Source organism: Bradyrhizobium sp. McL0616 (genome assembly GCF_049993385.1).
Lineage (GTDB): Bacteria > Pseudomonadota > Alphaproteobacteria > Rhizobiales > Xanthobacteraceae > Bradyrhizobium.
Genome location: NZ_CP188255.1, coordinates 175922 through 199476 on the forward strand (window position 1 = coordinate 175922; position 23555 = coordinate 199476).

The window sequence follows — 23555 nt, forward strand, 5'->3', positions numbered from 1 at the left end:
CTTTTCGAACTGGTCTCAAGGGGGTTTGCTGGCCCGGATATCGTGCTTCGTGCGCCGAAAATCAAGCGCCCGTGATCGGCCCAAACGCCGATCAGCCCCCCAGGAGGCGACTGACGATGCGGGCGGCGTAGTCCACGGTCGGGATCACGCGGGCATAATTCAGCCGGGTCGGGCCGATTACGCCCAAAACACCGACGATATGGCCGGCGGCGTCCCGATAGGGCGAGATAATGGTCGAGGAGCCGGACAGCGAGAACAGTTTGTTCTCCGAACCGATGAAAATCCTCACGCCTTCGGCAGTTTCGGCGCGGCCGAGCAGATCGACAACGCCGCGCTTGGTCTCAAGGTCATCAAACAGCAGGCGGACCCGCTCGAGGTCCTCCAGTGCGTGCAAATCCTCCAGCAAATTGGCGTGGCCACGCACGATGAGCTGGCGATTTTCATTCTCGCCGCCGGACCAACTGGCGATGCCCGCTGCGATCACTTTCTGGGTGAGCTGGTCAAGCTCGGCACGGGCTTCGCCCAGTGCAGTTTCGAGCTCAAGCCGGGCCTCGGCCAGCGTCCGGCCGCGAATCCGCGCATTGAGGAAATTGCCGGCCTCCGTCAGCGCCGAGGATGGAACTCCGGGCGGAAGGGTCAACACGCGGTTTTCGACCTGACCGTCCTCGCCGACCAGGATCACCAGCGCCTTCTCGGGTTCCAGCCGGACAAATTCGATATGTTTCAGCCGCGAATTGGATTTTGGCGTCAGGACCACGGCGGCGGCACGGGTGAGGCCGGACAGCCGCGTCAGCGCTTCCGACAGCGCCGCCTCGACCGATTGGGCGTGGCCCACCGACGTCAGCTGGCTCTGGATCGACTGCCGCTCGGCCTCGTTGAGGTCGCCGACCTGCATCAGGGCGTCGACGAAGAAGCGCAGGCCGAGTTCCGTCGGCAACCGGCCGGCCGAGGTGTGCGGGGCATAGATCAGGCCGAGCTGTTCCAGATCGGCCATGACATTACGGACCGAGGCCGGCGACAGCGGCATTGCGATCAGGCGCGAGATATTGCGTGAGCCAACGGGCTCGCCAGTCGCGAGATAGCTTTCGACAATTTGACGAAAGATGTCGCGGGAACGCTCGTTGAGCTGAGCGAGGCCTGCGCGCGGCGCGATCAGATGGATCGGATCGTGGTGGGCCACAGACGTTAACTCCTCATCGCTGCTTGTAATTTGTCCATCCGGGAGGCCTCTGACAAGCGGGCTTTTGCGCTTGCTCGATAGTTGCCTGGGGACCGAAAAGCCTTGCTGCTCACCCTCACCCCACCTAAAAGCACCGCGAACAGCCTATTCCCGTGAGTTTTGGAGGATTTCCCATGCGGCCAAGCCGCCGTGCGCCCGATGAATTGCGCCCCGTGACGCTGGAGCGCGGCGTGGTCAAATATGCGGAAGGCTCCTGCCTCGTGAAGTTCGGCGACACCCATGTGCTGGTCACCGCCACGCTGGAAGAGCGCCTGCCGCCCTGGCTGAAGGGCCAGGGCCGCGGCTGGGTCACCGCCGAATACGGCATGCTGCCGCGCGCCACGCTGGAACGCACCCGCCGCGAGGCTTCGGCCGGCAAGCAAAGCGGCCGCACCGTCGAGATTCAGCGCCTGATCGGCCGCAGCTTGCGCACCATCGTCGATCTCGAAGCGCTCGGCGAACGCCAGATCACGGTCGATTGCGACGTGATCCAGGCCGACGGCGGCACCCGCACGGCGTCGATCACTGGCGCCTGGGTCGCGCTCGCCGACTGCATCAGCTGGATGAAGACGCGCAACATGATCAAGGCCAATGTGCTGCGCGACAACGTCGCCGCGATCTCCTGCGGCATCTACAAGGGCAAGCCCGTGCTCGATCTCGACTACGCCGAGGATTCCGAGGCCGAGACTGACGCGAATTTCGTCATGACCGGCGACGGCCGCATCATCGAGGTGCAGGGCACCGCGGAACGCGAGCCGTTCACGCAGGACGAGTTCCTGGCGTTGATGGCGCTCGCCCAAAAGGGTATCGCACGGCTCGTGGACTTGCAGAAACTGGCTGTCGCGTAGTCAATAGGCCCATGCACCGCCGAATCACCGGAAAGCTCGTCATCGCCACCCACAATCCCGGCAAGCTCGCCGAGATGAAGGAGCTGCTCGCGCCTTACGGCATCGAGGCGGTGTCGGCGGGTGAGCTCGGCCTGGGCGAGCCGGACGAGACCGGCAACGATTTCTGCAGCAATGCCGCGATCAAGGCGATCGCGGCGGCGCAGGCGACCAGGCTTCCCGCATTCGCCGATGATTCCGGCATCGCGGTCGACGCGCTCGACGGCGCACCCGGCATCTACAGCGCGCGCTGGGCCGGCCCGAGCAAAGATTTTGCTGCCGCGATGGCACAGATCGAACGCCTGTTGCAGGAGCGCGGGGCCACCACGCCGGACAAGCGCGCGGCGCATTTCGTCTCCGCACTCTGCGTCGCATGGCCCGACGATCATCTCGAAGAGGTCGAGGCGCGCGTCGACGGCACGCTGGTGTGGCCGCCGCGCGGCACCGCCGGTTTCGGCTATGACCCGATGTTCTTGCCGGATGGACACGACCGCACCTTCGGCGAGATGACCAGCATCGAGAAGCACGGCCTGCCACCGCTCGGCCTTGGCCTGTCGCATCGCGCCCGCGCTTTCGTGAAACTGGCGGAGATCTGCCTTGAGCCGCGCTAAGGAAGCTTTTGGCGTCTACGTGCACTGGCCGTTCTGCCTGTCGAAGTGCCCCTATTGCGACTTCAACAGCCATGTCCGCCACGTCGCAATCGACGAGGCGCGCTTCGCCGCCGCCTTCGCGCGCGAGATTGAAACGACAGCGCAGCGCGCACCCGGCCGCGAGGTCACATCGATCTTCCTCGGCGGCGGCACGCCGTCGCTGATGCAGCCGGCAACTGTCGGCGCGGTGCTCGACGCGATCGGCAAGCACTGGAAAGTCGCTGGCGATGTCGAGGTCACGCTCGAGGCAAATCCGACCAGTGTCGAAGCCACGCGCTTCGCCGGTTATCGCGCAGCCGGCGTCAATCGTGTGTCGCTTGGCGTGCAGGCGCTGGACGATGCCTCGCTGAAAGCGCTGGGTCGCATGCACAGTGCGCGCGAGGCGCTCGATGCCGTCGCGATCGCGCGCCGCTCGTTCGATCGTTACTCGTTCGACCTGATCTACGCCCGCCCAGACCAGACGCCGGCGATGTGGGCCGACGAACTAAAGCTCGCGATCGACGAAGCCGCTGAGCATTTATCGCTCTATCAACTAACCATCGAGGAAGGCACGCCGTTCTTCGGCCTGCACCAGGCCGGCAAATTGAAGACGCCGGACGAAGCGGTCGCGCGCGCGCTCTACGACGTGACGCAGGAGACCTGCGAAAAGCTCGGCCTGCCCGCCTACGAGATTTCGAATCACGCGCGCCCTGGTGCCGAGTGCCGGCACAATCTCGTGTACTGGCGCGGCAATGAATATGCCGGTGTCGGCCCCGGCGCGCACGGACGGCTCGATATCGATGGCATCAGGCACGCAATCGCCACCGAGAAGCGCCCCGAAGCCTGGCTGATGCGGGTCGAAACCAACGGCAATGGCGTCGTGACCGACGACCTCCTCAACAGCGAAGAGCGCGCCGACGAATTTTTGCTGATGGGATTGCGCCTCGCCGAGGGCATCGACCCCGAGCGCTACACCGCGCTCTCCGGCCGTCCGCTCGATCCCAAACGCATCGCGCTGCTGCGTGAGGAGGGCGCGATCACGGTCGATGCGACAGGACGCCTGCGCGTGACGAGCAGCGGATTCCCGGTGCTGGATGCGGTGGTCGCGGATTTAGCTGCGTAGTTCTTCGCCTCTCCCCGCAAGCGGGGCGAGGGGGCAGCAAGAGCTACGCTCCAAAACTCTTCGGCGAGCCCGCCACCGCAACGCCGCCGCCAGTCGTCACCTTCATCACCGCAAGCCCGCGCTCGTTCGTGCCGTCGGCGCGGAAGCGGAACAGGCCGTCGATACCTGCAAAACCAGAGGGATTGGTGAGCACGTCGGACGAGAAGCGCGTGGTGCCTTGCGTGCGCGCAAGCGCTGCGACCAGCGCGACCGCGTCATAGGCAAGCGTCGCGGTGCGCACCGGCTCGGCGCCGTATTTGGTGCGGTAGCGGCCGGAGAAAGCGCGGAAGCCGGCCGGATCAGGCGCGGCGTAGAGGCCGCCTTGCAAGTTTGGGCTGGCATAGACGCGCGGATTGTCCCAGAGACCGGTGCCGAGCAATTGGATGTTGCGCAAATTCGCACCCGCCGCGGTCATTGCATCGGCCACCGCGACGACGGCGTCACCATCATCGGCAATGAACAGTGCGTCCGCGCTGCCGAGCTGCTGCGCCACGGTCCGCGCCGGCGTCGCGCGATCCGCGCCGTATTTTTCGAACGCAACAATGCGCCCGCCACGCCGCGGCACCGCCGCCTTCACCGCGGCCTCGACCACATTGCCATAGGCGTTGTCGGGCACGAGCACGGCGAAAGAGCGTTTTCCGATGCTGGCCGAATATTCGACGATGCGGTTGACGTCGGACTCCGGCAGGAAAGAGAGCAGATAGACGCCGCGGCCGGCGATGCTGGAATCGGTGGAGAACGCCATCACCGAGATGCCGCGCGTGCGCGCGACCTGCGCCACCGCCGGCACCGACTGCGCGAACAGCGGGCCCAGGATGATCTCGGCGCCTTCGTCGACGGCCTGCTGCGCGCCCTGTTGGGCGCCTTGCGGGCTGCCGTTGTCATCCTTGATCAGGAGCTGGATGTTCGGGTTCTGGAACTCGGCCAGCGCCATCTCGGCGGCGTTGCGCATGGATTGCGCCGCGAGCCCGGCATTGCCGGCGGCCGAGAGCGGCAGGATCACAGCGACCTTCACACCGCCGGTGCCGGCCGTGGTGGCCTGCTGCGGCGGACCGGCCGGCTGGGCAGGGGCCGAGGGGCTGCTAAAAGGATTGGAGAACTGGCTGAGGCTCTGCTGCACCCCGGCGCAGGCCGACAGCAGCGGCGCGCCGAGCAACAGGCCAAGCGCGCTCCGCCTGGTCGCACCCGACGATCGGGGCCCGGGAACGGGAGATTTCGGACGACGCGGGCCCACCATGGCAGCTCTATCTTCTGACCAGCCGTCGCCAGCCGATCACACCAAATCTTGCCGCGACAGAAGCCGCGGATTCAGGCATATTGTCGGCAAATAGTTAACCAAAACAAAAGGATAATGACCGCTTAACGCGGCCGCCTCCCGTGCCTGGCCAGCTGTTCGCCGTCCGTCACAACGCAACAAGGCGGCGTTTCCGCCGCGAATATGACGCTGACGCTTCATTCCCTCTCGAATGTGATCCCGGATGGATCACATTCCAGTCCCGCGACCGGTCTTTTTCGGAGGACCGGTTCCCAGCCCTCCGTAACATGCCTAAGTTCGTTTCATTATGCGCGCAAAGCCGGCCCCGATAAATACACCTGAAAATACGGACGCCGCCCCGCGCGGTTTCTCGATCGACGCCCAGCGGCTCGCCGCGCCGAAGGCTGCGCCGGGCCTCCATCTGGTTGCGACCCCCATCGGCAACCTCGGCGACATCACGCTGCGCGCGCTCCAGACGCTGGCCGGCGTCGATGTCATCGCCTGCGAGGACACCCGCATTACGCGGCGCCTCACCGAGCGCTACGACATCGCCGCGCAGCTCAAACAATATCACGAGCACAACGCCGAAGCGGCGCGTCCAAAGATCCTGGAGCGGCTTTCACAGGGCGGCTCGATCGCGCTGGTGTCGGATGCCGGCACGCCGCTGATCTCCGATCCCGGCTTCAAGCTGGTGCGCGAGGTCTGCGCCGCGGGCCATGCGGTCTATGCGCTGCCCGGCCCGTCCTCGGTGCTGGCGGCGCTGTCGGTCGCCGCACTGCCGACCGACCGCTTTTTCTTCGAGGGCTTCTTGCCGTCGAAATCGGCAGCGCGGCGCGCGCGACTGACCGAGCTTGCCCGTATCGATGCGACGTTGGTGATGTTCGACTCCGGCAACCGCGTGCAGGACACGCTGGCCGAGCTCGCCGAGATCATGGGGACGCGCGAAGCCGCGATCTGCCGCGAGCTGACCAAGCTACATGAAGAAATCACCCGCGCGCCGCTCAGTGAGCTCGCACGCGACGCCGACCGGCTTGAGACACGCGGTGAATTCGTGCTGGTGATCGCTCCGCCCGCGGCCGATGCCGAGGTAATGACGTCGGACGCGTTGGATAGTCTCCTGCGCAGCCAGCTCGCAACACACAGCGTCAAGGACGCGGTGGCGCATGCGGTCGAGCTGTCCGGGCGGCCGCGCCGCGAGGTCTATGCCCGCGCGCTCGAGCTCGCCAAAGTGCTGCGGAGCGACGATGGCGAAGACTAAGGATGCCCAAGACCCTAAACAGGAACCGAAAGTCACCTCGCCCGAGCGCGTCGCCGCGTTCCGCACCGGCATCTCGGCCGAGAGCCGTGCCGCAGCCTTCCTCATGGCCAAGGGCTACCGCATCCTCGCCAAACGCTACCGCACCCCGCATGGCGAGATCGACATCGTGGCGCGACGGCGCAATTTGATCGCTTTCGTCGAGGTCAAGGCGCGCGCCAGCCTCGATGAGGCCGCCTATGCCGTGACGCCGCGGCAGCAGCAGCGCATCATCGACGCCGCACAGGGCTGGCTCGCCGCGCATCCCGAGCATGCGGAATTCGAGCTGCGATTCGACGCCATGCTGATTGCGCCGCGGTCACTTCCGCGCCATGTGTTGGCGGCATTCGACGCCTCGACCTGAAAGGCAGACCATGAAACTGAACGTCGCCGTCCAGATGGACCCCATCGCCCGCATCAACATCAAGGGCGATTCCACCTTTGCGCTGCTTCTGGAGGCGCAGAAGCGCGGCCACGGCCTGTCCTATTACACGCCCGACAAGCTCTCGATGATCGGCGAAGAAATCGTCGCTCCGGTTCAGCTCCTGACCGTGCGCGACGAGCCCGGCAATCACTTCACTCTCGGCGAGCCCCAGCGCGAGGCGCTGAACGGCTTCGACGTGGTGCTGCTGCGCCAGGATCCGCCGTTCGACCTCGCCTACATCACCTCGACGCATCTGCTCGAGCGCATCCATCCCAAAACGCTGGTGGTCAACGATCCGGCTTCGGTGCGCAATGCGCCGGAAAAGCTGTTCGTGATGAACTTTCCGCAGCTGATGCCGCCGACCCTGATCTCGCGCGACCTCGACGAGATCAACGCGTTTCGCGACAAGCACGGCGCAGTCGTGATGAAGCCGCTGCACGGCCATGGCGGCGCCGCGGTGTTCCGCGTGATGCCGCAGGACATGAATTTCGGCTCGCTGTTCGACATGTTCTCGGTGACGTTCAAGGAGGCCTGGGTGATCCAGCAGTTCATCCCCGAGGTGAAGCACGGCGACAAGCGCATCATCCTGGTCAACGGCGAGTTCGCCGGCGCGGTGAACCGCGTGCCGGCCGCCGACGACCTCCGCTCCAACATGGTGCGCGGCGGCGCGGCGCATGAGACCGAGCTCACCCCCCGCGAGCGGGAGATCTGCGCCACCGTCGGCCCGGCGCTGCGCGAGCGCGGGCTGCTGCTCGTCGGCATCGACGTCATCAACGGCAATCTCACCGAGATCAACGTGACCTCGCCGACGGGCATCCGCGCGATTGCACGGCTGGGCGGGCCGGATGTCGCGGCGAAGGTCTGGGACGTGATCGAGCAGAAGCGGGCGAGGTAAAGGCTGCAATTGCCGCGTTCGTGTCGTCCGCGATCTCTCCTCGATGTCGTCCCGGCGAAGGCCGGGACCCATACCCACAGGCAGAGATTTGGCGAAGACCGGGAGTGGGTACTTCTTCCTTCTGCCATCGAAGCATCACGCGGTATGGGTCCCGGCCTTCGCCGGGACGACACCGGTGATGTGTCGCGTTGTTTCCGTCTCATCGCCGTAGCAACGGTCCATCAACCCGCCCATCACTAACCCTCCATTCACCATGACGCCCTGCGCCTCGTTCGAACGCGGGAGCCGGCTTGCGTGAATCTACGGAGCCGGCGTTCGCCGAATAACGCGGCATTCACCATCTGGCCAGAACTCCCGCGGTCACGGACCATCACACTCGGCCTCGCAACACCCCTTATACTTTTACTCCCTACTCATCGACACCGGGGAACCCGCCACGTGCGGTTCGAGTGCCCCGCGTAAGAGTAGAGGCGTATGAACACCGCACGCATTGTCGTTCTCGTCATTGCGCTGGGCGCCGGCGGCATCGCCGCGTATCTGGCGAGCGGCTATGACAACAAGTCCGCACCCGTTCTCCCGGTGGCCGAGAAGCTGCCGACGGTCGAGGTGCTCGTCGCCAAATCCGATATCCAGCTCGGCCAGGCCGTGAAGGCCGAGGATCTGCAATGGCAGACCTGGCCGTCGACCACCGCCAGCAGCGCCTTCATCCGCCGTGACAGCCGGCCCGACGCACAGACGCAGATCGCAGGCTCGATCGCCCGCGTCCCGTTGATGCAGGGCGAGCCGATCCGCGAGCAGAAGCTGGTGAAGGCCGACGGCTCCGGCTTCATGGCCGCGATCCTGCCGTCCGGCATGCGGGCCGTCTCCACCGAAATTTCGGCCGAGACCGGCGCCGGCGGCTTCATCCTGCCGAACGACCGCGTCGACATCGTGCTGACGCACCGCCTGAAGAATCCCGAGGGCGCCAACGGCCCGACCGGCGGCAATGACCTCATCCTGTCAGAGGTCGTCCTGACCAACATCCGCGTGCTCGCAATCGACCAGGCGCCGAAGGAAAAGGACGGCCAGAACGCCGTGCTCGGCAAGACCGTCACGCTCGAGCTCAAGCCCGACCAGGTCGCCACGCTATCGGTCTCGCGCCAGGCCGGCACGCTGTCGCTCGCGCTGCGCAGCATCGCCGATGCCAACGCGTCCGAGATTACGGTCGAAGACCAGGCGGCCAGGCGTGCCGGCGGCGTCAACGTGATCCGCTACGGCGTGCAGGTGCGGCAACTAACGTCACAGAAGTGATGGGGACACCCAAGATGAACTACGGGGATAATCGGACGGGCCTGCGCATTCGGGCGAAGCGCACACGTTCGTTCTGGACGGGGGCCATGCTGATGCTGGGGCTGGTCGCAGCTCCTGATTGGGTCAGCGCTGCGGATGCGCCGGTCGGAGACCAGGCGCCGATGCAGGCCCCGGATCTCGGCGTGGCGCCGGTCGCGACCATCGCGCCGGCCCGGACGCGCTTCCTGTCACTCGGCGTCGGCAAGTCGGTCGTCATCGACCTGCCGCGCGAGGTCAAGGATGTGCTGGTGGCTGATCCCAAGATCGCCAATGCGGTGATCCGCTCGGCGCAGCGCGCCTATATCATCGGCGGCACGGTCGGACAGACCAATGTCGTGTTCTTCTCCGCCGACGGCCAGCAGGTCGCGGCCTACGACATCGCAGTGAAGCGCGACCTCAACGGCATGCGCGCGGCGCTGCGCTCATCGCTGCCGGGCGTGCAGATCGAGGGCGTCGGCGACAGCGTGATGCTGACGGGCTCGGTGTCGAGCCCGGTCGAGGCCCAGCAGGCCGGCGACGTCGCTGCCAAGCTCGTCGGCGGCGCGGAAAAGGTCGTCAACAACATTGTCGTGCGCGGCCGCGACCAGGTGATGCTGAAAGTCGTCGTCGGCGAAGTGCGCCGCGACATCGTCAAGCAGCTTGGAGTCGACCTCAGCGCCAGCCTGAACGCCGGCACTGCGGTCGTGAATTTCAACAATTCCAACCCGTTCTCTGCCAGCGGTGGACCGCTGGTCAGCAACAACGGGCTCGGCGTTGCCGGCCTCACCAAGGGCGTCGCCACCGTCAGCGCCACCATGCGCGCGATGGAGACCGCCGGCGTGATGCGGACGCTGGCCGAGCCGAGCCTGACGGCGATCTCCGGTGAATCGGCGACCTTCATCGCCGGCGGCGAATTTCCAATTCCCGGGGGCTACGCCTGCGATCCGACCACGCATGTCTGTACCACCCAGATCACCTACAAGAAGTTCGGCATCTCGCTGAACTTCACCCCGGTCGTGCTGAGCGAGGGCCGGATCAGCCTGCGCGTGATGACCGAGGTCTCGGAGCTGTCGAGCCAGAACGCCATCACGGTATCGCAGTCGCTGTCCGCGAGCTCGACCAACTCGATCACCATCCCATCGGTCCAGACCCGCCGCGCCGAAACGACGCTGGAAATTCCCTCGGGCGGCTCGATGGCGATGGCTGGCCTGATCCAGCAGCAGACCAAGCAGGCGATCAACGGCCTGCCCGGCGTCGACCAGGTGCCGATCCTCGGCGCGCTGTTCCGCAGCCAGGATTTCGTCAACAACGAGACCGAGCTGATGGTGATCGTGACGCCTTATGTGGTGCGCGCGGTTGCCCAGAAGGAATTGTCGCGGCCCGATGACGGCTTCGCGCCGTCGTCGGATGCGCAGTCTGCGCTGCTCGGCCGCATGAACCGCCTCTATGGGATCGCACGCCGCGTCGATCCGATGGACGGCAACCAGGGCGATTTCGGCTTCATCATCGACTGACGCGAACGGACAGTTTGGGGAACGGGGCGAGAAACGGGGCAAGTGGGGACAAGCCGATGACGAAGACGATAGCCGATCGACGTCGCAAATTGCGCATCGCGCTCGCACTGACGGGGCTTTCCGTCATGCTGGGTGCGTGCAACACCACCGGCGACGTCGTCACCACCCAGACGGTGCCGACCGATTATCGCCAGCGCCACCCGATCGCGGTGCAGGAAGCCAAGCGCTCGATCGTGATCTTCGTCGGCAAGGCTAGAGGCGGCCTCTCGGCCGCGCAGCACTCGGACGTCGCGGGTATTGCCCAGGACTGGGTGCGCGAAGGCACTGGTTCCGTCACCGTCGACGTGCCCGTCGACACCGCGAATTCGCGCGCTGCTGCTGCGACCTATCACGAAATCCGCTCGGTGCTCGGCGCCAGCGGCGTGCCGTCGCGCGCCATCGTCCAGCATCCCTATCGTCCCGAAGATCCCGCTTTGCTGCCGACCATCCGCCTGAGCTATTCCAGGATCGCGGCGGTCGCCGGCCCCTGCGGGCTGTGGCCCGAGGACATGGGTCCGTCCATCCTCGACCCCGGCTACAACGAGAACCGGCCCTATTTCAATCTCGGCTGCGCTACCCAGCGCAATCTCGCGGCGATGATCGACAACCCCGCCGACCTCGAGCAGCCGCGCGCCGAGACGCCGGCCTATACCGCACGCCGCGACATCGCCTTCGACCGCTACCGCAAGGGCGCGACGACAACGACCACCTATCCCGAGACCGAAAAAGCCAAACTCAGCGACACAGGCAAATGACCAGCTTCCACGACGAAGAAGCGGACGATCCGCAGCACCCCGAGGAACACATTTCGCCAGTGCCTCGCATCTCGGTGCAGGCATTTTGCGAGACCGAGCAGACGCTCGCCGCGATGACCGCGGCAGGGCAAGACCGCCGTCTCGCCAAGGCGCATCTCACCGCGAGAGAGGGTGGCCTCGCTGCCGCGATCGAAGTCTATGACACGATGCCGACGCCGAATGTGATCGTGATCGAATCCGACGGCACCCGCGACATCCTCGAAGGGCTCGACGATCTCGCCGGCGTTTGCGATCCCGGCACCCGCGTGGTCGTGATCGGCAATCCCAACGACACTGCGCCCTATCGCGAGCTGGTGCGCCGCGGCGTCAACGACTACGTGATCGGGCCGGTCGAGACCATCGACGTGGTGCGCTCGATCTGCAGCCTGTTCTCGGCCTCTGAATCCATCATCACCGGCCGCGTCATCGCCGTGGTCGGCGCCAAGGGCGGTGTCGGCGCGTCGACTGTCGCGCACAACGTGGCCTGGACCATCGCGCGCGACCTCGCGCTCGATTCCGTCGTGATCGATCTCGATCTCGCCTTCGGCACCGCCGGCCTCGACTACAACCAGGACCCGGCACAGGGCATCGCCAACGCAGTGCTGTCGCAGGACCGGCCGGACACGGCGCTGATGGAGCGCCTGCTCTCCAAATGCACCGAGCGCCTCAGCCTCCTTGCTGCGCCCGCGACCCTTGATCGTGTCTATGATTTCGGCGCGGAAGCCTTCGACGCGGTGTTCGACACGCTGCGCATGACCACGCCCTGCATCGTGCTCGACGTGCCGCATCAATGGTCGGGCTGGACGCGGCGCGCGCTGATCAACGCCGACGACATCGTGATCGTGGCCGAGCCCGATCTCGCGAACCTGCGCAACACCAAGAACATGCTCACGGTGCTCAAGGCGGCGCGGCCGAACGACCGGCCGCCGCTCTACTGCATCAATCAGATCGGCATGCACAAGCGAGCGGAGATCGACGTCAAGTCGTTCGCCAAGACCATGGAAAGCCCGCCGCTCGCAGTGATCCCGTTCGATTCGAAGCTGTTCTCGACCGCGGCTAACAACGGCCAGATGATCGCGGAGGTTTCCAAGAGCCACCGCACCACCGAGCTGTTCCAGAACATGGCGAACCGTCTCGCCGGACGCGGCGAGGTGAAGAAGCCGAAGCGTTCGCTGCTCGGACCGCTCCTGAAGAAGCTGAAGGGCAGATCGGGACGCGGATCCGCGCCGCATCGCAAGGCATCGTAAGCGCCGGAGCGTTTTCGAGCGAAGTGGATACCGGTTCGCGTAAGGAAAACGCGTCAAACCAAGAATCCAGGCTGCGGCGGACTATTTTTCCGCCCGCTGTTGCTGCTTCTTGGCCAGCAGCTGCCGGAGTGCCGTGACCTTGGCCGCCGCCTGGTCCGGCGGCAGATCGGCCTTCACGATGGTCTCGGCCTCGGCCAGTTTTCCTTCCAGTCCCAGCACCAGCGCGAGATTGGCGCGCACGCGGGGATTGGCGGCGTTGCGCTCATAGGCGCGGCGCATGGTCTCTTCGGCCCTCGGCAGATTGTTCTGGAGCGCGTAGGACAGGCCGAGATTGGACAAGACCTGCGGTTCGTCCGGCACGATCTTCAGCGCGGTCGCATAATATTGCTGCGCTTCGTCGTTGCGGCCGAGCTGGTCGAGCGCCGCGCCCTGTGCCGAAAGGATGCGCCAGTCGGGATCCTCCGGCGTATGCGCGCGGCTGAGCACGTCGTAAGCCTGCTGGAAATTGCCGTTGTCGGAGAGCGCGCGGCCGTAGCCGGCAAGCAGCGCCTTGTTGCTGGGATGGGCGAGCACGGCCTGCTCGAGCACCGCGACCGCCTGGGCGCGCTGGCCGGTCTCGCGCAGCGCCTTGCCGTAGTCGAGCGCGATGTTGGCATCGCTCGGCTTGGCGCGGTAGCGCTCGCGCAGGGCGTCCATGTCCGGCCTGGCGTCGGCGTTGGCGACGGGTTCCGACTTGCTGCCGAGCGCACCGGTGACATCCTCGAGGCTCATCGTCTGACAGCCGCCGAGGGCAAGGATCAGAAGCGCGGACAACAGATATCTTGCCTGGGGAGAGGCAAGGGACAAACGCTTGGGCATACTCTGATCACTCGGCGACTGATCAGCGATGCTTACCGATTAACGCTAAATTCCCGTTAAGGACGCGTCTCGATCCGGCTCAGTCGGTGAATTCGGCACCGAATTCGCAGCCGATGCGCCAGCGCAGGCGGCACTGGCGGGAATAGTCGGGCGCAAAGATGATGGTGAATTGCGGCGGCAGTTCGAGAAACTCCGCCACCACTTTCACGCCCCCGTCCGAGATATCCGTGATCGTACAGTCCCTCGGCAGCGACCCCGCGCCCAAATGAATTTTGGCGAGCCGCGTGCACACCCTACGTTCGCTTCTGCGGCGATTTGCAAGCATTTTGATTGTTCACTTGTTAGACCACGGCCCATCCCGCAGCTCTAGAAGTAGCGGACATTCGTTGGAATGTGCTGATCGGAGCCGCTCGCATTCGAGGCGTAGTGTCAGCGCCCTGTTTACGATTGGTTAGGGCTGGCGAGGCCACCGGGCTCGTTCCCGTATTGTTCTTGCAGACAAGATCGGGCTCTGCTACCCTCGATTGTGCAAGAGGGCAGGCTGGTTCGGGCATGGTTCAGCGGGTTTCCACCGTCGCCTTTGAGGGGATCGAGGCCCGTGCCGTCGACGTGCAGGTGCAGGTCGCACCCGGCCTTCCGGCCTTTGCCATTGTCGGTCTTCCCGACAAGGCGGTGTCGGAGGCGCGGGAGCGGGTCCGCTCGGCACTGATCGCCTCGGGACTTGCGCTGCCGGCGCGGCGGATCATCGTCAATCTGGCGCCGGCCGATCTGCCCAAGGAGGGCAGCCATTACGACCTGCCGATCGCGCTCGGACTGATGGCGGCGATCGGTGCCATCCCGCCGGATGCGCTGACGGGTTTTACCGTGCTCGGCGAACTCGGCCTCGACGGCTCGATCGCGCCCGTTGCCGGCGTTTTGCCTGCCGCGATCGGCGCCAATGTGCGCGAGGAAGGTCTGATCTGTCCGGCCGCCTGCGGCTCGGAGGCGGCGTGGGCGAGCCCGGACATCCAGATCATTGCCGCACACTCGCTGATTCAGATCGCCAATCACTTCAAAGGCACGCAGGTGCTGTCGCGGCCGGTGCCGAAGGTGCATGAGGCCACGGCCTCGCTGCTCGATCTGCGCGACATCAAGGGCCAGGAGAGCGCCAAGCGGGCGCTGGAGATCGCAGCCGCCGGCGGACATCATCTGCTCCTGTGATTTCTTCAATGGTCGATAGACCGATCACCTTGCATGCCTCCTATGCATTTCAGATTGGGTCCTCTCTGGCGAAGGGGGCCCCATTTGGGCGCATTCCTGCAGCGAATTTCAAAACTCAAGCCTAAAGGCCCTCAGCCTCCGCCCGGCTCGCAGCAGCAGTTTGAATTTATCAGTGGCCCTGTTCGGAACTGGTGTAGAAGTGTTTCCGAAGCGGTGTTGGGCATGGAAGCATTCCGGCGATCATTAGAACAGTTAGCTGTGCCGATCTGCGAACTCTGCGGCACCAAATTGGCATGGTCCCGGTCGGCTCTCGTCGCGGAGGAAAACGCCATCCTGCACGTATTCGTCTGTTCCCGCTGCGCGACGGTGGTTGAGACCAAAACGGCTATCAAACCAAGGGCATGAGCCGCCTTGATCCCCTCGGGCTGCAGGAGCCTCCCGGCCCGTTTGCCCTCTCTCTGCCTCGGCGGGCCCCTATGCGCATCTAAGCGCCGGTGTTCGCCGTAGGCGTCTGCGGTGCCCTCGGTGCCCTCCGGGGGCAATCATTGTAGTTGTATTGAGGCGATAGCCTCGCGCCTAAGGCGAGCGTAGGAACTTCCCACGGTTCCCGGGCTTGGATTACGCTTATTTCCAGACCCGCGCTCAGGAGCGCGTTTTAAGCCCCACTGAGTGGCCTTCCGCTTGACTCTACCTCGCCTACATGCCGACCACAAAACCCATGAGCGTCCTCAGGAGGGCCTCCTGACAGCATTGCACTCGCTATGATTGGTCAGGGTTCCTAACCTTCCCGGGCTGTCCAATGGTCGCCTTAGACCAATGTTCAATCGGTTCCTCGGTCACCCCCAGGCCTTACCCGAGCCAGACTTTCGCCAATAACGCGCCTAATTCCAGCCCGATTTGATACCTCACGGACCTGTGAACATGCGACCCCAGAAGGTCGTTAAGCCACTGAGCCTCCTAAGGTATCGCGTCGCCCCATCTGTGGCCTGCGACAATATGCAGACTTGACATTGAGGAAAAAAGCGAGGACGTACCAATTAGGGATTGGGGAAGAGATGCTTACATAGGTTTCCTGACGAGCAGCCAGAGAGAAGTTCTTAGTTGCGATAGCAACACCAACACAGAAGGCTCCAGAGCCCCTAGGTATCCTTAGGGGAGACCATCCCTCCAAAGTTGGTCTGGCTATCGCCATTAATCGACCAGCCTTTGCACCTCCTCACCGCTCTGCGCTGTCACTATGCAGAGAGAGCCTAGGGATACATGGGTTCCCTAAGGTACCCATAGGTGTCCCGGGTAGACCTCAGGTGAAGTTATCATGGTCGATAGACCAGACATCTCATGATGACCTGATGAGCCTATGGTCTCTCTGATGGAAGCTTGGCCTTCCCCACCTGGAGCCCATTGAGTTGCTTTGGCGATACTCGCCGCGCCTTCGGCATGCGCGCGCCCGACACCATCCCGCCTCTGCATGTGGCTTATGCGCAGCGCGTGGATGGCGAACCGAACAGAATTCGGTACGAACAGTCCAATGACCGCTGATCTCGATGAGACTGCCGAGACTTCTATGCAGTATTTGCAACGGGCGCTCGAATGTATTGAAAAGGTCGGTAACCAGAAAGCCGCCCATCACGTGCGAATTGCATTGGATGCGCTGCGCAAAACCCACCGTTCAGATAAGACTGAGAGGCGCGCGACCTAGCTGCAGTCACCGCAGGCTGCTCAGGCTCTCGTCGGTGGCATAGGCTCACCGGCTCACCCAATCTCCTCCGTCTCCCTGCGGCTCGTAATGAACTGCACGTCCTGCACCGCCTCAGCATGATGCCACTGGATGTCCAAGGTCCCCTTGTGGGGGTGCATCACCATCGACTTGATCGCCCCCCGCAACGCCTTGTTCGCTGCAGCTACGTCCACGGTCTTACCGGTCAATGCATCTCTGACCGCGCCCAGCCTCGCGCTCACGCTGGCCGTCCTCCTAGCGTCTCTGCGCTCGCTCAATGTGCGGTGTTCACGCTCCAGAGCCTCAAGCTCAGCCTCGTACTGCTGCAGCTTCTTCCGTGCAGCCTTGCTCCGCTCACTAATTGCAATATCCATCAATTCCGCGATAGCGGAGTGACCCGCATCAATCTCCACCTCCAACTGCTGTAGGCGCTCAATGATTGAAGACATGTCATCGCCGACAGGCGAGGCTCTCAGCGTCTTCTTAAGCTCTCTTCTGAACGCCTGCACGGCCTGATCGTAAGGTACGGACCAATTGCGATGGACGCCAGCTTTCGACCTCGCCACCGAACAAGCCAAGTAGATATGCTCGCCCTTATTGATCCGCGTTACCGTCCCGCCACAGCACTCGCAATGCATGACGCCTGAGAAGATGTTACGGACTGGCGCAGCCGCATTGCGTCCCTTCGGAGCTGAAGTCGCCAGCCTATCGTTCACTGCATCGAACAACTCACGGGACGCCGCAGCCGGGAAGCGTCCAGCGATAGCATCAAGCTCTGTCCTGACTACCTTGCCGCCTGACCGCGTCACCCGATGGGGCACAAAGATGCCAATGGCTGCTTTGTTCGTCAGCAGCTTCCTTATGTAGCTCTTATGCCAATAGGCGGCCTTCCAGCCTCCAGCGCCCCACGTATCGACCCCAGCGTCGTTCAGTTGCTTAGCGATACTCTCAGCGCCCTCGCCCTCCGCCGCAAGCTCGAACATCCACACAAGCCGCTTTGATCTATCTTCAATCAGTTCGTAATTTAACTGCTCGCTGCTCCAGCGTATCCACGCAGGTAGCTTTAGGGTGTAGGGCTTAGTAAGCTTTTCTTGGCTTGCGAACTTCTGCCTGCGCTGGGCATGCGCGCTCGCCACACGTGCACTCTTCGTGACGCTTTCCTCGTTGGAGCGGATAAAGCGGACCACCATCATCAGAAAGAGCATCGGGTCTCTGTCGAGTGTCTCCGCGCTGTATTCCCGTCCTCCATCAGACATGTCGACCACTGTGACACCGGCTTCCACGATGTCCTCAATAGTTCTCACGGCCTTGCGCGCCGCCTGCCTGCTGATGCGGTCTAGGTTTTCGACTAGGAGCCAAGAGCCGCGCGGTATCGTGCCGTCTTTGACGCGCTCTAGAAACGTGCCAAGGGCTCCCGTCTCCACATTTGCACCTGTGAACCCCGAGACGCCCCTGTCTTGAAACGTCAATTCATCGTCTAACACCACCTCATTTGCAGCGGCCCACGCCCGCGCCGCATCAGTCTGGCGCTGGAGCGAATGGCCCTTGGCCTGCTCCGGTGTGCTGAACCGAACGTAACTGTACGCCCGCGCGGGCCGCTGCATGTCCATGGGGTCGGGTCCTCAGCGGCTCAGGACTTCACGGGTGACCATGGTTAGTACGGGATCAACGACACCCCACCGAGCGGCTAAGTCGTTGGCCCACACCTCCATGCGTTCCGCTCGGGCTTGGCTAAGCTCAGCGGCGCTCTGGATGTCCCAGCTACGACGAATGAGGGTGGCTGCGATACGGCTGATGATGGTTGTGGTGATGCTGTTCATGATCTGCTCCAGTTAGCCAATCGTGGGCACTGAAGCAATGACATGCTGATGATCGGCGCGCCCGGTGCCGGCAAATCGATGCTGGCGTCCCGCCTGCCGTCAATCCTGCCGCCGCTGTCACCGAGCGAGCTGCTGGAAGTCTCGATGATCGCTTCCGTCGCCGGCGAGATCCAAGGCGGTGCGCTGACGTCGCGGCGGCCGTTCCGCTCGCCGCATCATTCCGCCAGCATGGCTGCGCTCACTGGCGGCGGCGCACGCGCAAAGCCCGGCGAGATCTCGCTGGCACATCAGGGCGTGCTGTTCCTCGACGAGCTGCCGGAGTTCGATCCGCGCGTGCTGGATTCGCTGCGCCAGCCCTTGGAGAATGGCGAAGTCTCGGTCTCCCGCGCCAATCACCGCGTGACTTATCCGGCGCGCTTCATGCTGGTCGCCGCGATGAATCCTTGCCGCTGTGGCAATGCGTTTGAGCCGGGCTATTCCTGCAAGCGCGGCCGCATCGACCGCTGCACCGGCGACTACCAGGCGCGCATCTCCGGCCCCCTGATGGACCGCATCGATCTGCGCATCGAAGTTCCCGCGGTGAGTGCGGCGGATCTGATCTTGCCGCCGCCGGCGGAAGGTTCCGCCGAAGTTGCGGCGCGCGTGGCGGCGGCGCGCGACATCCAGCTTGCGCGTTACGCGGATGCGGGCCTGCCGCAAGTCCGCACCAATGCCGAGGCGCCGGCCTCGGTGCTGGAGGAGATCGCAAAACCGGATGCGCAAGGCCAGAAGCTGCTGCGCGATGCGGCCGAAACCATGCGGCTGTCGGCGCGCGGTTATCATCGTGTACTGCGGGTGGCGCGCACGCTCGCCGACCTCGACGGCGCGGCCAGGATCGGCCGGCTCCATCTCGCCGAAGCGCTGTCCTACCGCGCACTCGCGGAGGATGTGCGGCAGATGGCGTGACGTCTCCGCGCATCAACCCGGCGGTAACGAGTTTCCTTTACGCTCTGCAAACCATAAGGCCCACTGTTCCCTGCACGAGTTTCCATGCGGGCCTGGCGAGTAGCGTGTCATGTTGCGTTTCAAGATCCTGGCCTCGGCGGTTCCCCTTTTGGCGGCTGCGGTGTTCGCCCACAGCGAGATCGGATCGGTCTCGCATCCCTGCGTCGCCATCGGCGAAACCTCGGTCGAGCTCACATCCCTGTTCTGGACCGCCGGCATCCAGGTCGCCTTCACTGACGATCCTGCACAGGCGACAGTGCGGGTGCAGATCACCGACGACGCCGACGCTGCCGATTTCGCGGTGGTCGATGACGGCGCGAGCGAGGAGCCGGGCGCTTGTCAGGGCAATCCTTCGACACGCCTCATCGCGATTTCCGGACAGCCGGGTGGCGACCGCCCGACGATCTATCTCTCCACCGAGGGACCTGCCGAATACCGCATCTATGTGCGCTCGCGGACGTTTTCGCAGAAGGAAGCCGCCGCCCTGATCGTCGGCGCACGCGGCGGCCAGCGCCACCTCCAGGCCGCCTCGCTCTGAGCCGTTAACACCTCGTCAACCCTGTTTGGAGGCGGCCTCCAAACCTCAAACCGTTCGCAAGGTCGGCGGGCCCATCGTCGCGCACGGCGGTCACAAGGTTTACGAGTCGGGGTCGGTGGCGATGGGTCGGACGTTCCGGATCAAGGTGCGCATGCGCCGCTTCAGGCGCCGCTACCCCAGAATCGCCTTCGCTATCCGCTCGTTCATGATCTTCTCGGCGACGTTCGGCGGAGCCTATGGCTTCGTCTCCGGCAGCCGCTCCGAGAATTCCGGCTACGATCCCAACACCTTTGCAATCGGCGCGAGTTTTCTGTTCGCGCTCGCCTGCCTTGGGCTCGCCACGCTCAGTATGCGGCTGCGCTTCGTCAACAGGCGGCTGCGCACGCTCGCCGCCCACAACGAAGCGCTGATCGATCGTAATTGGGAGCTGAAGGAAGCCGAGGAGCGCGCCCGCAGCCTGTTCGAGTCGCAGGGCGATTTGATCGTGCTGCGCGACCATCAGGGCCGCATCACCTTCGCCAACGACGCCTATTGCGCGCTGGCTGGGCAGGCGCGCAGCGCGCTGGTCGGTACGCGCTTTGATTTCGACGTGCTGGAGCAGGGCGAAAGCGCGCGCGAGAGCAACGGCACCCGCATCCACGACCAGAGGATCACAACGCCTGTCGGCGCGCGCTGGATTGCCTGGCGCGAGGGCTTTGTGCGACACGATGCCGGCCAGCCTGCCGAGCTACAAAGCGTCGGACGCGATGTCACCGACCGCACCGAGACCGAGCGCGCGCTCTCGGATGCGCGCGACCAGGCCGATGCCGCCAACCGCGCCAAATCGCGCTTCCTCGCGATGGCCTCGCACGAGATCCGCACACCGCTCAACGGCATCATCGGCATGGGCGGGCTGCTGCTCGACACCATGTTGACGCCGGAGCAAACGACCTACGCCCGCGCCGTGAAAACCTCCGGCGAAGCGCTGATGGCGCTGATCGAGGAGCTGCTCGACTATTCCAAGATCGAAGCCGGCAAGCTCGATCTCGAGCAGCGCCCCTTTGCGCTCTCGACCTTGATCGAAGAAATCACCGAGCTCTTGGCACCGCGCGCGCAAGCCAAAAATCTCGAGATCGCGGCTTACGTCGACGAACGCCTGCCGCTGGAAGTCGTTGGCGACGCGGCACGGCTGCGCCAGGTGCTGCTCAATCTTGCCGGCAATGCCATCAAGTTCACCGCGAATGGCGGTGTCGCGCTGATCGTCGAGCCCGGGATCTGGCCGAACGAGGTCAGCTTCCTCGTACGCGACACCGGCATCGGGATTGCGGCCGACGCGCAGTCGCGCATCTTCCGCGAATTCGAGCAGGCCGACGACCGCGTCGCCCGCACCTATGGCGGCACCGGGCTTGGCCTCGCCATCAGCGAGCGAATCGTCAAGCGCATGGGCGGCCGCATCACGCTGGAGAGCGCGCCGGGCACGGGCTCGACCTTCGAAGTTGCAATCCCGCTGGCGCCGTCACAGGCCCGTGCCGGACAGACCGCCTTCCCAAGTCCCGACCTCTCCGGCAAGTCGATCCTCGTGGTGGCCGACGGCATCGAGGCGTCGCTGATCGCGCGGCGGCTGGAGCGCTGGGGCGGCCAGACCTGCATGGTGGCGGATGCGGCGGTCGTCGAAGCGCTGCTGCCGGAACGCTCATGGCATGCGGTGCTGATCGACCGCGCCATCGGTCCTGTCGTTGCCGATCATTTGGGCGAGGTCGCCCGCACCCATGCGACACAGCGGCTGGTGCTGCTGACGTCGAGCTCGCGTCATGAAAAGGTCTCGTCGGCCTTCACCGGCTTCCTGGTGAAGCCGCTGCGCGCAGCCTCGCTCGCCGCGCGTCTGGCGTTGACACCGCAAGTCGTCTCACCTGATCTTGCGCCGGAGCCTGTCGAGCCTACCGCGGTCAGAACGTCGACAAAAGGCCTCTCGATCCTCGTCGCCGAAGATAATGAGATCAACGCCCTGCTGATGCGGTCACTGCTGACCAAGCTTGGCCATCGCGTCGTCATCGCGGTTCACGGCGAGGCCGCGCTGGAATCCTGGCTCGCGGCCAACTCGGCTGGCACGCCCTATGATTTGGTTTTGATGGATATCCAGATGCCGCAGCTCGACGGCATCGAAGCCACAAACCGCATCCGGGCGCATGAGGCAGCGACAGGCGGCCACCACACGCCGATCCTGGCGCTCACCGCCAACACGCTGGTCGAGGACCGCTATGCCTGTTTCGAAGCGGGCATGAATGGATTTTTGATCAAGCCGCTCGATCGCGACAAGCTGGACGAAGCGCTGGCGGGGCTCGCGGCGTCGCGGCATCTGGTGGTGTAGCTCACCCTATCCACCGTCCTTCCGAGGAGCTCTTGCGACGAAGCAATCCAGACTGCCTCCGTGGAGGCATTCTGGATTGCTTCGCTGCGCTCGCAATGACGAGTGTGTGGCCTACAGCCTTCGCAGCGCCACGCTCTCCACCACGTGATCCGCGCCCTTCTTCAATATGAGCGTCGCGCGCGGGCGCGTCGGCAAAATGTTGTCCTCGAGATTAGCGAGGTTGGTGCGCTCCCAGATCGCGACCGCGGTCGCGGTGGCTTCCTCGTCGGACAGCAGCGCATAGCGGTTGAAGTAGGATTTTGGATTGGTGAACGCGGTGTCGCGCAATGCCAGGAAGCGCTTGATGTACCAGCGCCGCAGCGCCGCTTCGTCGGCGTCGATATAGACCGAGAAGTCGAAGAAGTCGGAGACGACCGGCACAGCCTTGCCGTCGCGCGGCAACTTGCCGGTTTGCAGAACGTTGACGCCCTCGAAGATCAAGATATCGGGCTGATCAACCTCGGCCCATTGGTTCGGCACGATGTCGTAGGTCAGATGCGAATAGACGGGCGCGCGGACATGGCGGCGGCCGGCCTTGATGTCGGACAGGAAACTGAGCAGCAGCGGCAGATCGTAGCTCTCGGGAAAGCCCTTTTTCTGCATGATGCCCTGCCGGTCGAGCACGGCGTTGGGATAAAGAAATCCGTCGGTGGTGATCAGCTCGACCTTCGGCCGCGGCGACCAGCGCGCCAGCAACGCCTGGAGCACGCGGGCGGTGGTGGATTTTCCGACCGCGACCGAGCCCGCGACGCCGATGATGTAGGGCATCTTGCGATCGCGGATGTTGAGGAACTGGCGCTCCGCGTAATACAGCCGCTGCATCGCATCGACATAGATCGAGAGCAGTCGCGACAGCGGCAGGTAGATGTCCTCGACCTCCTGCAAGTCCAGGCGATCATGCAGCGAACGCAGCCGGTCGAACTCACCCGGCTCCAGCGTCATCGGTGTATCGTCGCGCAGGCGCGACCATTCCTCGCGGGTGTAGATGCGGTACGGATTATACTGCTGCTCGGGTGCGCGAATATCCATGACGCCGTTCCAACCTTGGCTAGTCGCCCTTGCGCGACGCTTTCTCTTCCAACCCTGACATCGAGGTCCGTTTGTCCAGCGCGGCCTCGACCTCTTCCAGCTTTACGCCGCGGGCCTTGAGCAGCACAAGGAAATGGTAGAGCAGGTCGGCACCCTCGGCGATCAGATGCGCGCGATCGTTTTCGACTGCTGCGATTACGGTTTCGACTGCTTCCTCACCGAACTTCTTGGCGCAATGTTCGGCGCCCTTGTCCAGGAGCTTGCGGGTATAGGAGACCTCGCCGGCGGCCGCCGCGCGGGCGTCGATGGTTGCGGCCAGATCGTGGATCGTGAAACGCGGCATACCGGATACTCAAAAC

Annotated in this window: 21 protein-coding genes and 2 pseudogenes; 15 read left to right on the top strand and 8 right to left on the bottom strand. The window is 64.2% G+C overall.

Features of this window, described 5'->3' with window-relative positions:
- Window positions 1–91: 91 nt before the first annotated feature.
- Window positions 92–1180 (bottom strand): heat-inducible transcriptional repressor HrcA, encoded by a 1089-nt coding sequence (gene hrcA, locus ACPPVR_RS00815; protein WP_008132497.1) that lies wholly within the window; start codon window positions 1178–1180, stop codon window positions 92–94.
- Window positions 1181–1353: 173 nt separating this feature from the next.
- Here hrcA and rph point away from each other — a divergent pair, with 173 nt between their 5' ends.
- Genes rph through hemW form a run of 3 tightly spaced genes read left to right on the top strand, consistent with a single transcriptional unit; the run spans window position 1354 to window position 3855 of the window.
- The gene (rph, locus tag ACPPVR_RS00820; RefSeq protein ID WP_426612419.1) at window positions 1354–2067 is read left to right on the top strand and encodes a ribonuclease PH; all 714 of its coding nucleotides are present in this window, start codon (window positions 1354–1356) and stop codon (window positions 2065–2067) included.
- A gap of 11 nt (window positions 2068–2078) precedes the next feature.
- Window positions 2079–2714, top strand: coding sequence for an RdgB/HAM1 family non-canonical purine NTP pyrophosphatase (rdgB, locus tag ACPPVR_RS00825; RefSeq protein ID WP_426612420.1), 636 nt, complete (start codon window positions 2079–2081; stop codon window positions 2712–2714).
- Entirely contained in the window at window positions 2701–3855 is a 1155-nt protein-coding gene (gene hemW / locus ACPPVR_RS00830) for a radical SAM family heme chaperone HemW (protein ID WP_426612421.1), read from the top strand. Before rdgB ends, hemW begins: the two co-directional genes overlap by 14 nt.
- 43 nt (window positions 3856–3898) lie before the next feature.
- On the opposite strand, the gene ACPPVR_RS00835 is transcribed toward hemW, so the two are convergent.
- A complete protein-coding gene (locus tag ACPPVR_RS00835; protein WP_426612422.1) occupies window positions 3899–5131 on the bottom strand; it encodes a penicillin-binding protein activator in 1233 nt (410 codons plus the stop codon).
- 325 nt (window positions 5132–5456) lie between these two features.
- Here ACPPVR_RS00835 and rsmI point away from each other — a divergent pair, with 325 nt between their 5' ends.
- The 7 genes from rsmI (at window position 5457) to ACPPVR_RS00870 (ending at window position 12664) form a co-directional block, all read left to right on the top strand.
- Window positions 5457–6407, top strand: coding sequence for a 16S rRNA (cytidine(1402)-2'-O)-methyltransferase (gene rsmI / locus ACPPVR_RS00840; protein WP_426612423.1), 951 nt, complete (start codon window positions 5457–5459; stop codon window positions 6405–6407).
- Window positions 6394–6807 (top strand): YraN family protein, encoded by a 414-nt coding sequence (locus ACPPVR_RS00845; RefSeq protein ID WP_426612424.1) that lies wholly within the window; start codon window positions 6394–6396, stop codon window positions 6805–6807. The genes rsmI and ACPPVR_RS00845 overlap by 14 nt, the downstream gene beginning before the upstream one ends.
- 10 nt (window positions 6808–6817) lie before the next feature.
- Entirely contained in the window at window positions 6818–7762 is a 945-nt protein-coding gene (gene gshB / locus ACPPVR_RS00850; protein ID WP_426612425.1) for a glutathione synthase, read from the top strand.
- Window positions 7763–8236: 474 nt separating this feature from the next.
- Window positions 8237–9052: a Flp pilus assembly protein CpaB gene (cpaB, locus tag ACPPVR_RS00855; RefSeq protein ID WP_426612426.1), complete on the top strand. Its 816-nt coding sequence runs from the start codon at window positions 8237–8239 to the stop codon at window positions 9050–9052.
- Between the two features lie 14 nt (window positions 9053–9066).
- Window positions 9067–10584, top strand: coding sequence for a type II and III secretion system protein family protein (locus ACPPVR_RS00860; protein WP_426612427.1), 1518 nt, complete (start codon window positions 9067–9069; stop codon window positions 10582–10584).
- Window positions 10585–10640: 56 nt separating this feature from the next.
- Complete coding sequence (locus ACPPVR_RS00865; RefSeq protein WP_426612428.1) at window positions 10641–11378, top strand: CpaD family pilus assembly protein; 738 nt, start codon at window positions 10641–10643, stop codon at window positions 11376–11378.
- The gene (locus tag ACPPVR_RS00870) at window positions 11375–12664 is read left to right on the top strand and encodes an AAA family ATPase (RefSeq protein ID WP_426612429.1); all 1290 of its coding nucleotides are present in this window, start codon (window positions 11375–11377) and stop codon (window positions 12662–12664) included. The genes ACPPVR_RS00865 and ACPPVR_RS00870 overlap by 4 nt, the downstream gene beginning before the upstream one ends.
- An 81-nt stretch (window positions 12665–12745) precedes the next feature.
- On the opposite strand, the gene ACPPVR_RS00875 is transcribed toward ACPPVR_RS00870, so the two are convergent.
- Window positions 12746–13522: a tetratricopeptide repeat protein gene (locus tag ACPPVR_RS00875; protein WP_426612430.1), complete on the bottom strand. Its 777-nt coding sequence runs from the start codon at window positions 13520–13522 to the stop codon at window positions 12746–12748.
- A 79-nt stretch (window positions 13523–13601) separates the two neighbouring features.
- A complete protein-coding gene (locus ACPPVR_RS00880; protein ID WP_426612431.1) occupies window positions 13602–13847 on the bottom strand; it encodes a PilZ domain-containing protein in 246 nt (81 codons plus the stop codon).
- A 227-nt stretch (window positions 13848–14074) separates the two neighbouring features.
- Here ACPPVR_RS00880 and ACPPVR_RS00885 point away from each other — a divergent pair.
- Window positions 14075–14719 (top strand): annotated as a pseudogene (locus tag ACPPVR_RS00885) (magnesium chelatase domain-containing protein); the annotation flags it as partial.
- Window positions 14720–16250: 1531 nt separating this feature from the next.
- Window positions 16251–16421, top strand: coding sequence for a hypothetical protein (locus tag ACPPVR_RS00890; RefSeq protein WP_426612432.1), 171 nt, complete (start codon window positions 16251–16253; stop codon window positions 16419–16421).
- A 53-nt stretch (window positions 16422–16474) separates the two neighbouring features.
- Here the strand turns inward: ACPPVR_RS00890 and ACPPVR_RS00895 are convergent, their stop codons facing one another.
- Window positions 16475–18049, bottom strand: coding sequence for a recombinase family protein (locus ACPPVR_RS00895; RefSeq protein WP_426612433.1), 1575 nt, complete (start codon window positions 18047–18049; stop codon window positions 16475–16477).
- A 12-nt stretch (window positions 18050–18061) separates the two neighbouring features.
- Window positions 18062–18259 carry a hypothetical protein gene (locus tag ACPPVR_RS00900; RefSeq protein ID WP_426612434.1) on the bottom strand — a complete coding sequence of 66 codons (198 nt, stop codon included), beginning with the start codon at window positions 18257–18259 and terminating at the stop codon, window positions 18062–18064.
- Between the two features lie 42 nt (window positions 18260–18301).
- Here ACPPVR_RS00900 and ACPPVR_RS00905 point away from each other — a divergent pair.
- The 3 genes and pseudogenes from ACPPVR_RS00905 to ACPPVR_RS00915 all read left to right on the top strand — a co-directional run.
- A pseudogene (locus tag ACPPVR_RS00905) lies at window positions 18302–19204 on the top strand (YifB family Mg chelatase-like AAA ATPase); the annotation flags it as partial.
- Window positions 19205–19313: 109 nt separating this feature from the next.
- A complete protein-coding gene (locus ACPPVR_RS00910; protein WP_426612435.1) occupies window positions 19314–19781 on the top strand; it encodes a hypothetical protein in 468 nt (155 codons plus the stop codon).
- A 121-nt stretch (window positions 19782–19902) separates the two neighbouring features.
- Window positions 19903–22128: an ATP-binding protein gene (locus tag ACPPVR_RS00915; protein WP_426612436.1), complete on the top strand. Its 2226-nt coding sequence runs from the start codon at window positions 19903–19905 to the stop codon at window positions 22126–22128.
- A 111-nt stretch (window positions 22129–22239) separates the two neighbouring features.
- Here the strand turns inward: ACPPVR_RS00915 and coaA are convergent, their stop codons facing one another.
- On the bottom strand, window positions 22240–23196 hold the full coding sequence (gene coaA, locus ACPPVR_RS00920) for a type I pantothenate kinase (RefSeq protein WP_426612437.1): 957 nt from the start codon (window positions 23194–23196) through the stop codon (window positions 22240–22242).
- A 19-nt stretch (window positions 23197–23215) separates the two neighbouring features.
- Window positions 23216–23539, bottom strand: a complete 324-nt coding sequence (locus ACPPVR_RS00925) for a phosphoribosyl-ATP diphosphatase (protein ID WP_426612438.1) — start codon at window positions 23537–23539, stop codon at window positions 23216–23218.
- Window positions 23540–23555 lie beyond the last annotated feature (16 nt).

Excerpts from the sequence above, each read along its gene's own strand:
- rph (WP_426612419.1), top strand. The coding sequence starts at position 1,354 with ATGCGGCCAAGCCGCCGTGCGCCCGATGAATTGCGCCCCGTGACGCTG.
- rdgB (WP_426612420.1), top strand. The coding sequence starts at position 2,079 with ATGCACCGCCGAATCACCGGAAAGCTCGTCATCGCCACCCACAATCCC.
- ACPPVR_RS00835 (WP_426612422.1), bottom strand. The coding sequence starts at position 5,131 with ATGGTGGGCCCGCGTCGTCCGAAATCTCCCGTTCCCGGGCCCCGATCG.
- rsmI (WP_426612423.1), top strand. The coding sequence starts at position 5,457 with ATGCGCGCAAAGCCGGCCCCGATAAATACACCTGAAAATACGGACGCC.
- ACPPVR_RS00845 (WP_426612424.1), top strand. The coding sequence starts at position 6,394 with ATGGCGAAGACTAAGGATGCCCAAGACCCTAAACAGGAACCGAAAGTC.
- gshB (WP_426612425.1), top strand. The coding sequence starts at position 6,818 with ATGAAACTGAACGTCGCCGTCCAGATGGACCCCATCGCCCGCATCAAC.
- cpaB (WP_426612426.1), top strand. The coding sequence starts at position 8,237 with ATGAACACCGCACGCATTGTCGTTCTCGTCATTGCGCTGGGCGCCGGC.
- ACPPVR_RS00860 (WP_426612427.1), top strand. The coding sequence starts at position 9,067 with ATGAACTACGGGGATAATCGGACGGGCCTGCGCATTCGGGCGAAGCGC.
- ACPPVR_RS00865 (WP_426612428.1), top strand. The coding sequence starts at position 10,641 with ATGACGAAGACGATAGCCGATCGACGTCGCAAATTGCGCATCGCGCTC.
- ACPPVR_RS00870 (WP_426612429.1), top strand. The coding sequence starts at position 11,375 with ATGACCAGCTTCCACGACGAAGAAGCGGACGATCCGCAGCACCCCGAG.
- ACPPVR_RS00875 (WP_426612430.1), bottom strand. The coding sequence starts at position 13,522 with ATGCCCAAGCGTTTGTCCCTTGCCTCTCCCCAGGCAAGATATCTGTTG.
- ACPPVR_RS00880 (WP_426612431.1), bottom strand. The coding sequence starts at position 13,847 with ATGCTTGCAAATCGCCGCAGAAGCGAACGTAGGGTGTGCACGCGGCTC.
- ACPPVR_RS00890 (WP_426612432.1), top strand. The coding sequence starts at position 16,251 with ATGACCGCTGATCTCGATGAGACTGCCGAGACTTCTATGCAGTATTTG.
- ACPPVR_RS00895 (WP_426612433.1), bottom strand. The coding sequence starts at position 18,049 with ATGGACATGCAGCGGCCCGCGCGGGCGTACAGTTACGTTCGGTTCAGC.
- ACPPVR_RS00900 (WP_426612434.1), bottom strand. The coding sequence starts at position 18,259 with ATGAACAGCATCACCACAACCATCATCAGCCGTATCGCAGCCACCCTC.
- ACPPVR_RS00910 (WP_426612435.1), top strand. The coding sequence starts at position 19,314 with ATGTTGCGTTTCAAGATCCTGGCCTCGGCGGTTCCCCTTTTGGCGGCT.
- ACPPVR_RS00915 (WP_426612436.1), top strand. The coding sequence starts at position 19,903 with ATGGGTCGGACGTTCCGGATCAAGGTGCGCATGCGCCGCTTCAGGCGC.
- coaA (WP_426612437.1), bottom strand. The coding sequence starts at position 23,196 with ATGGATATTCGCGCACCCGAGCAGCAGTATAATCCGTACCGCATCTAC.
- ACPPVR_RS00925 (WP_426612438.1), bottom strand. The coding sequence starts at position 23,539 with ATGCCGCGTTTCACGATCCACGATCTGGCCGCAACCATCGACGCCCGC.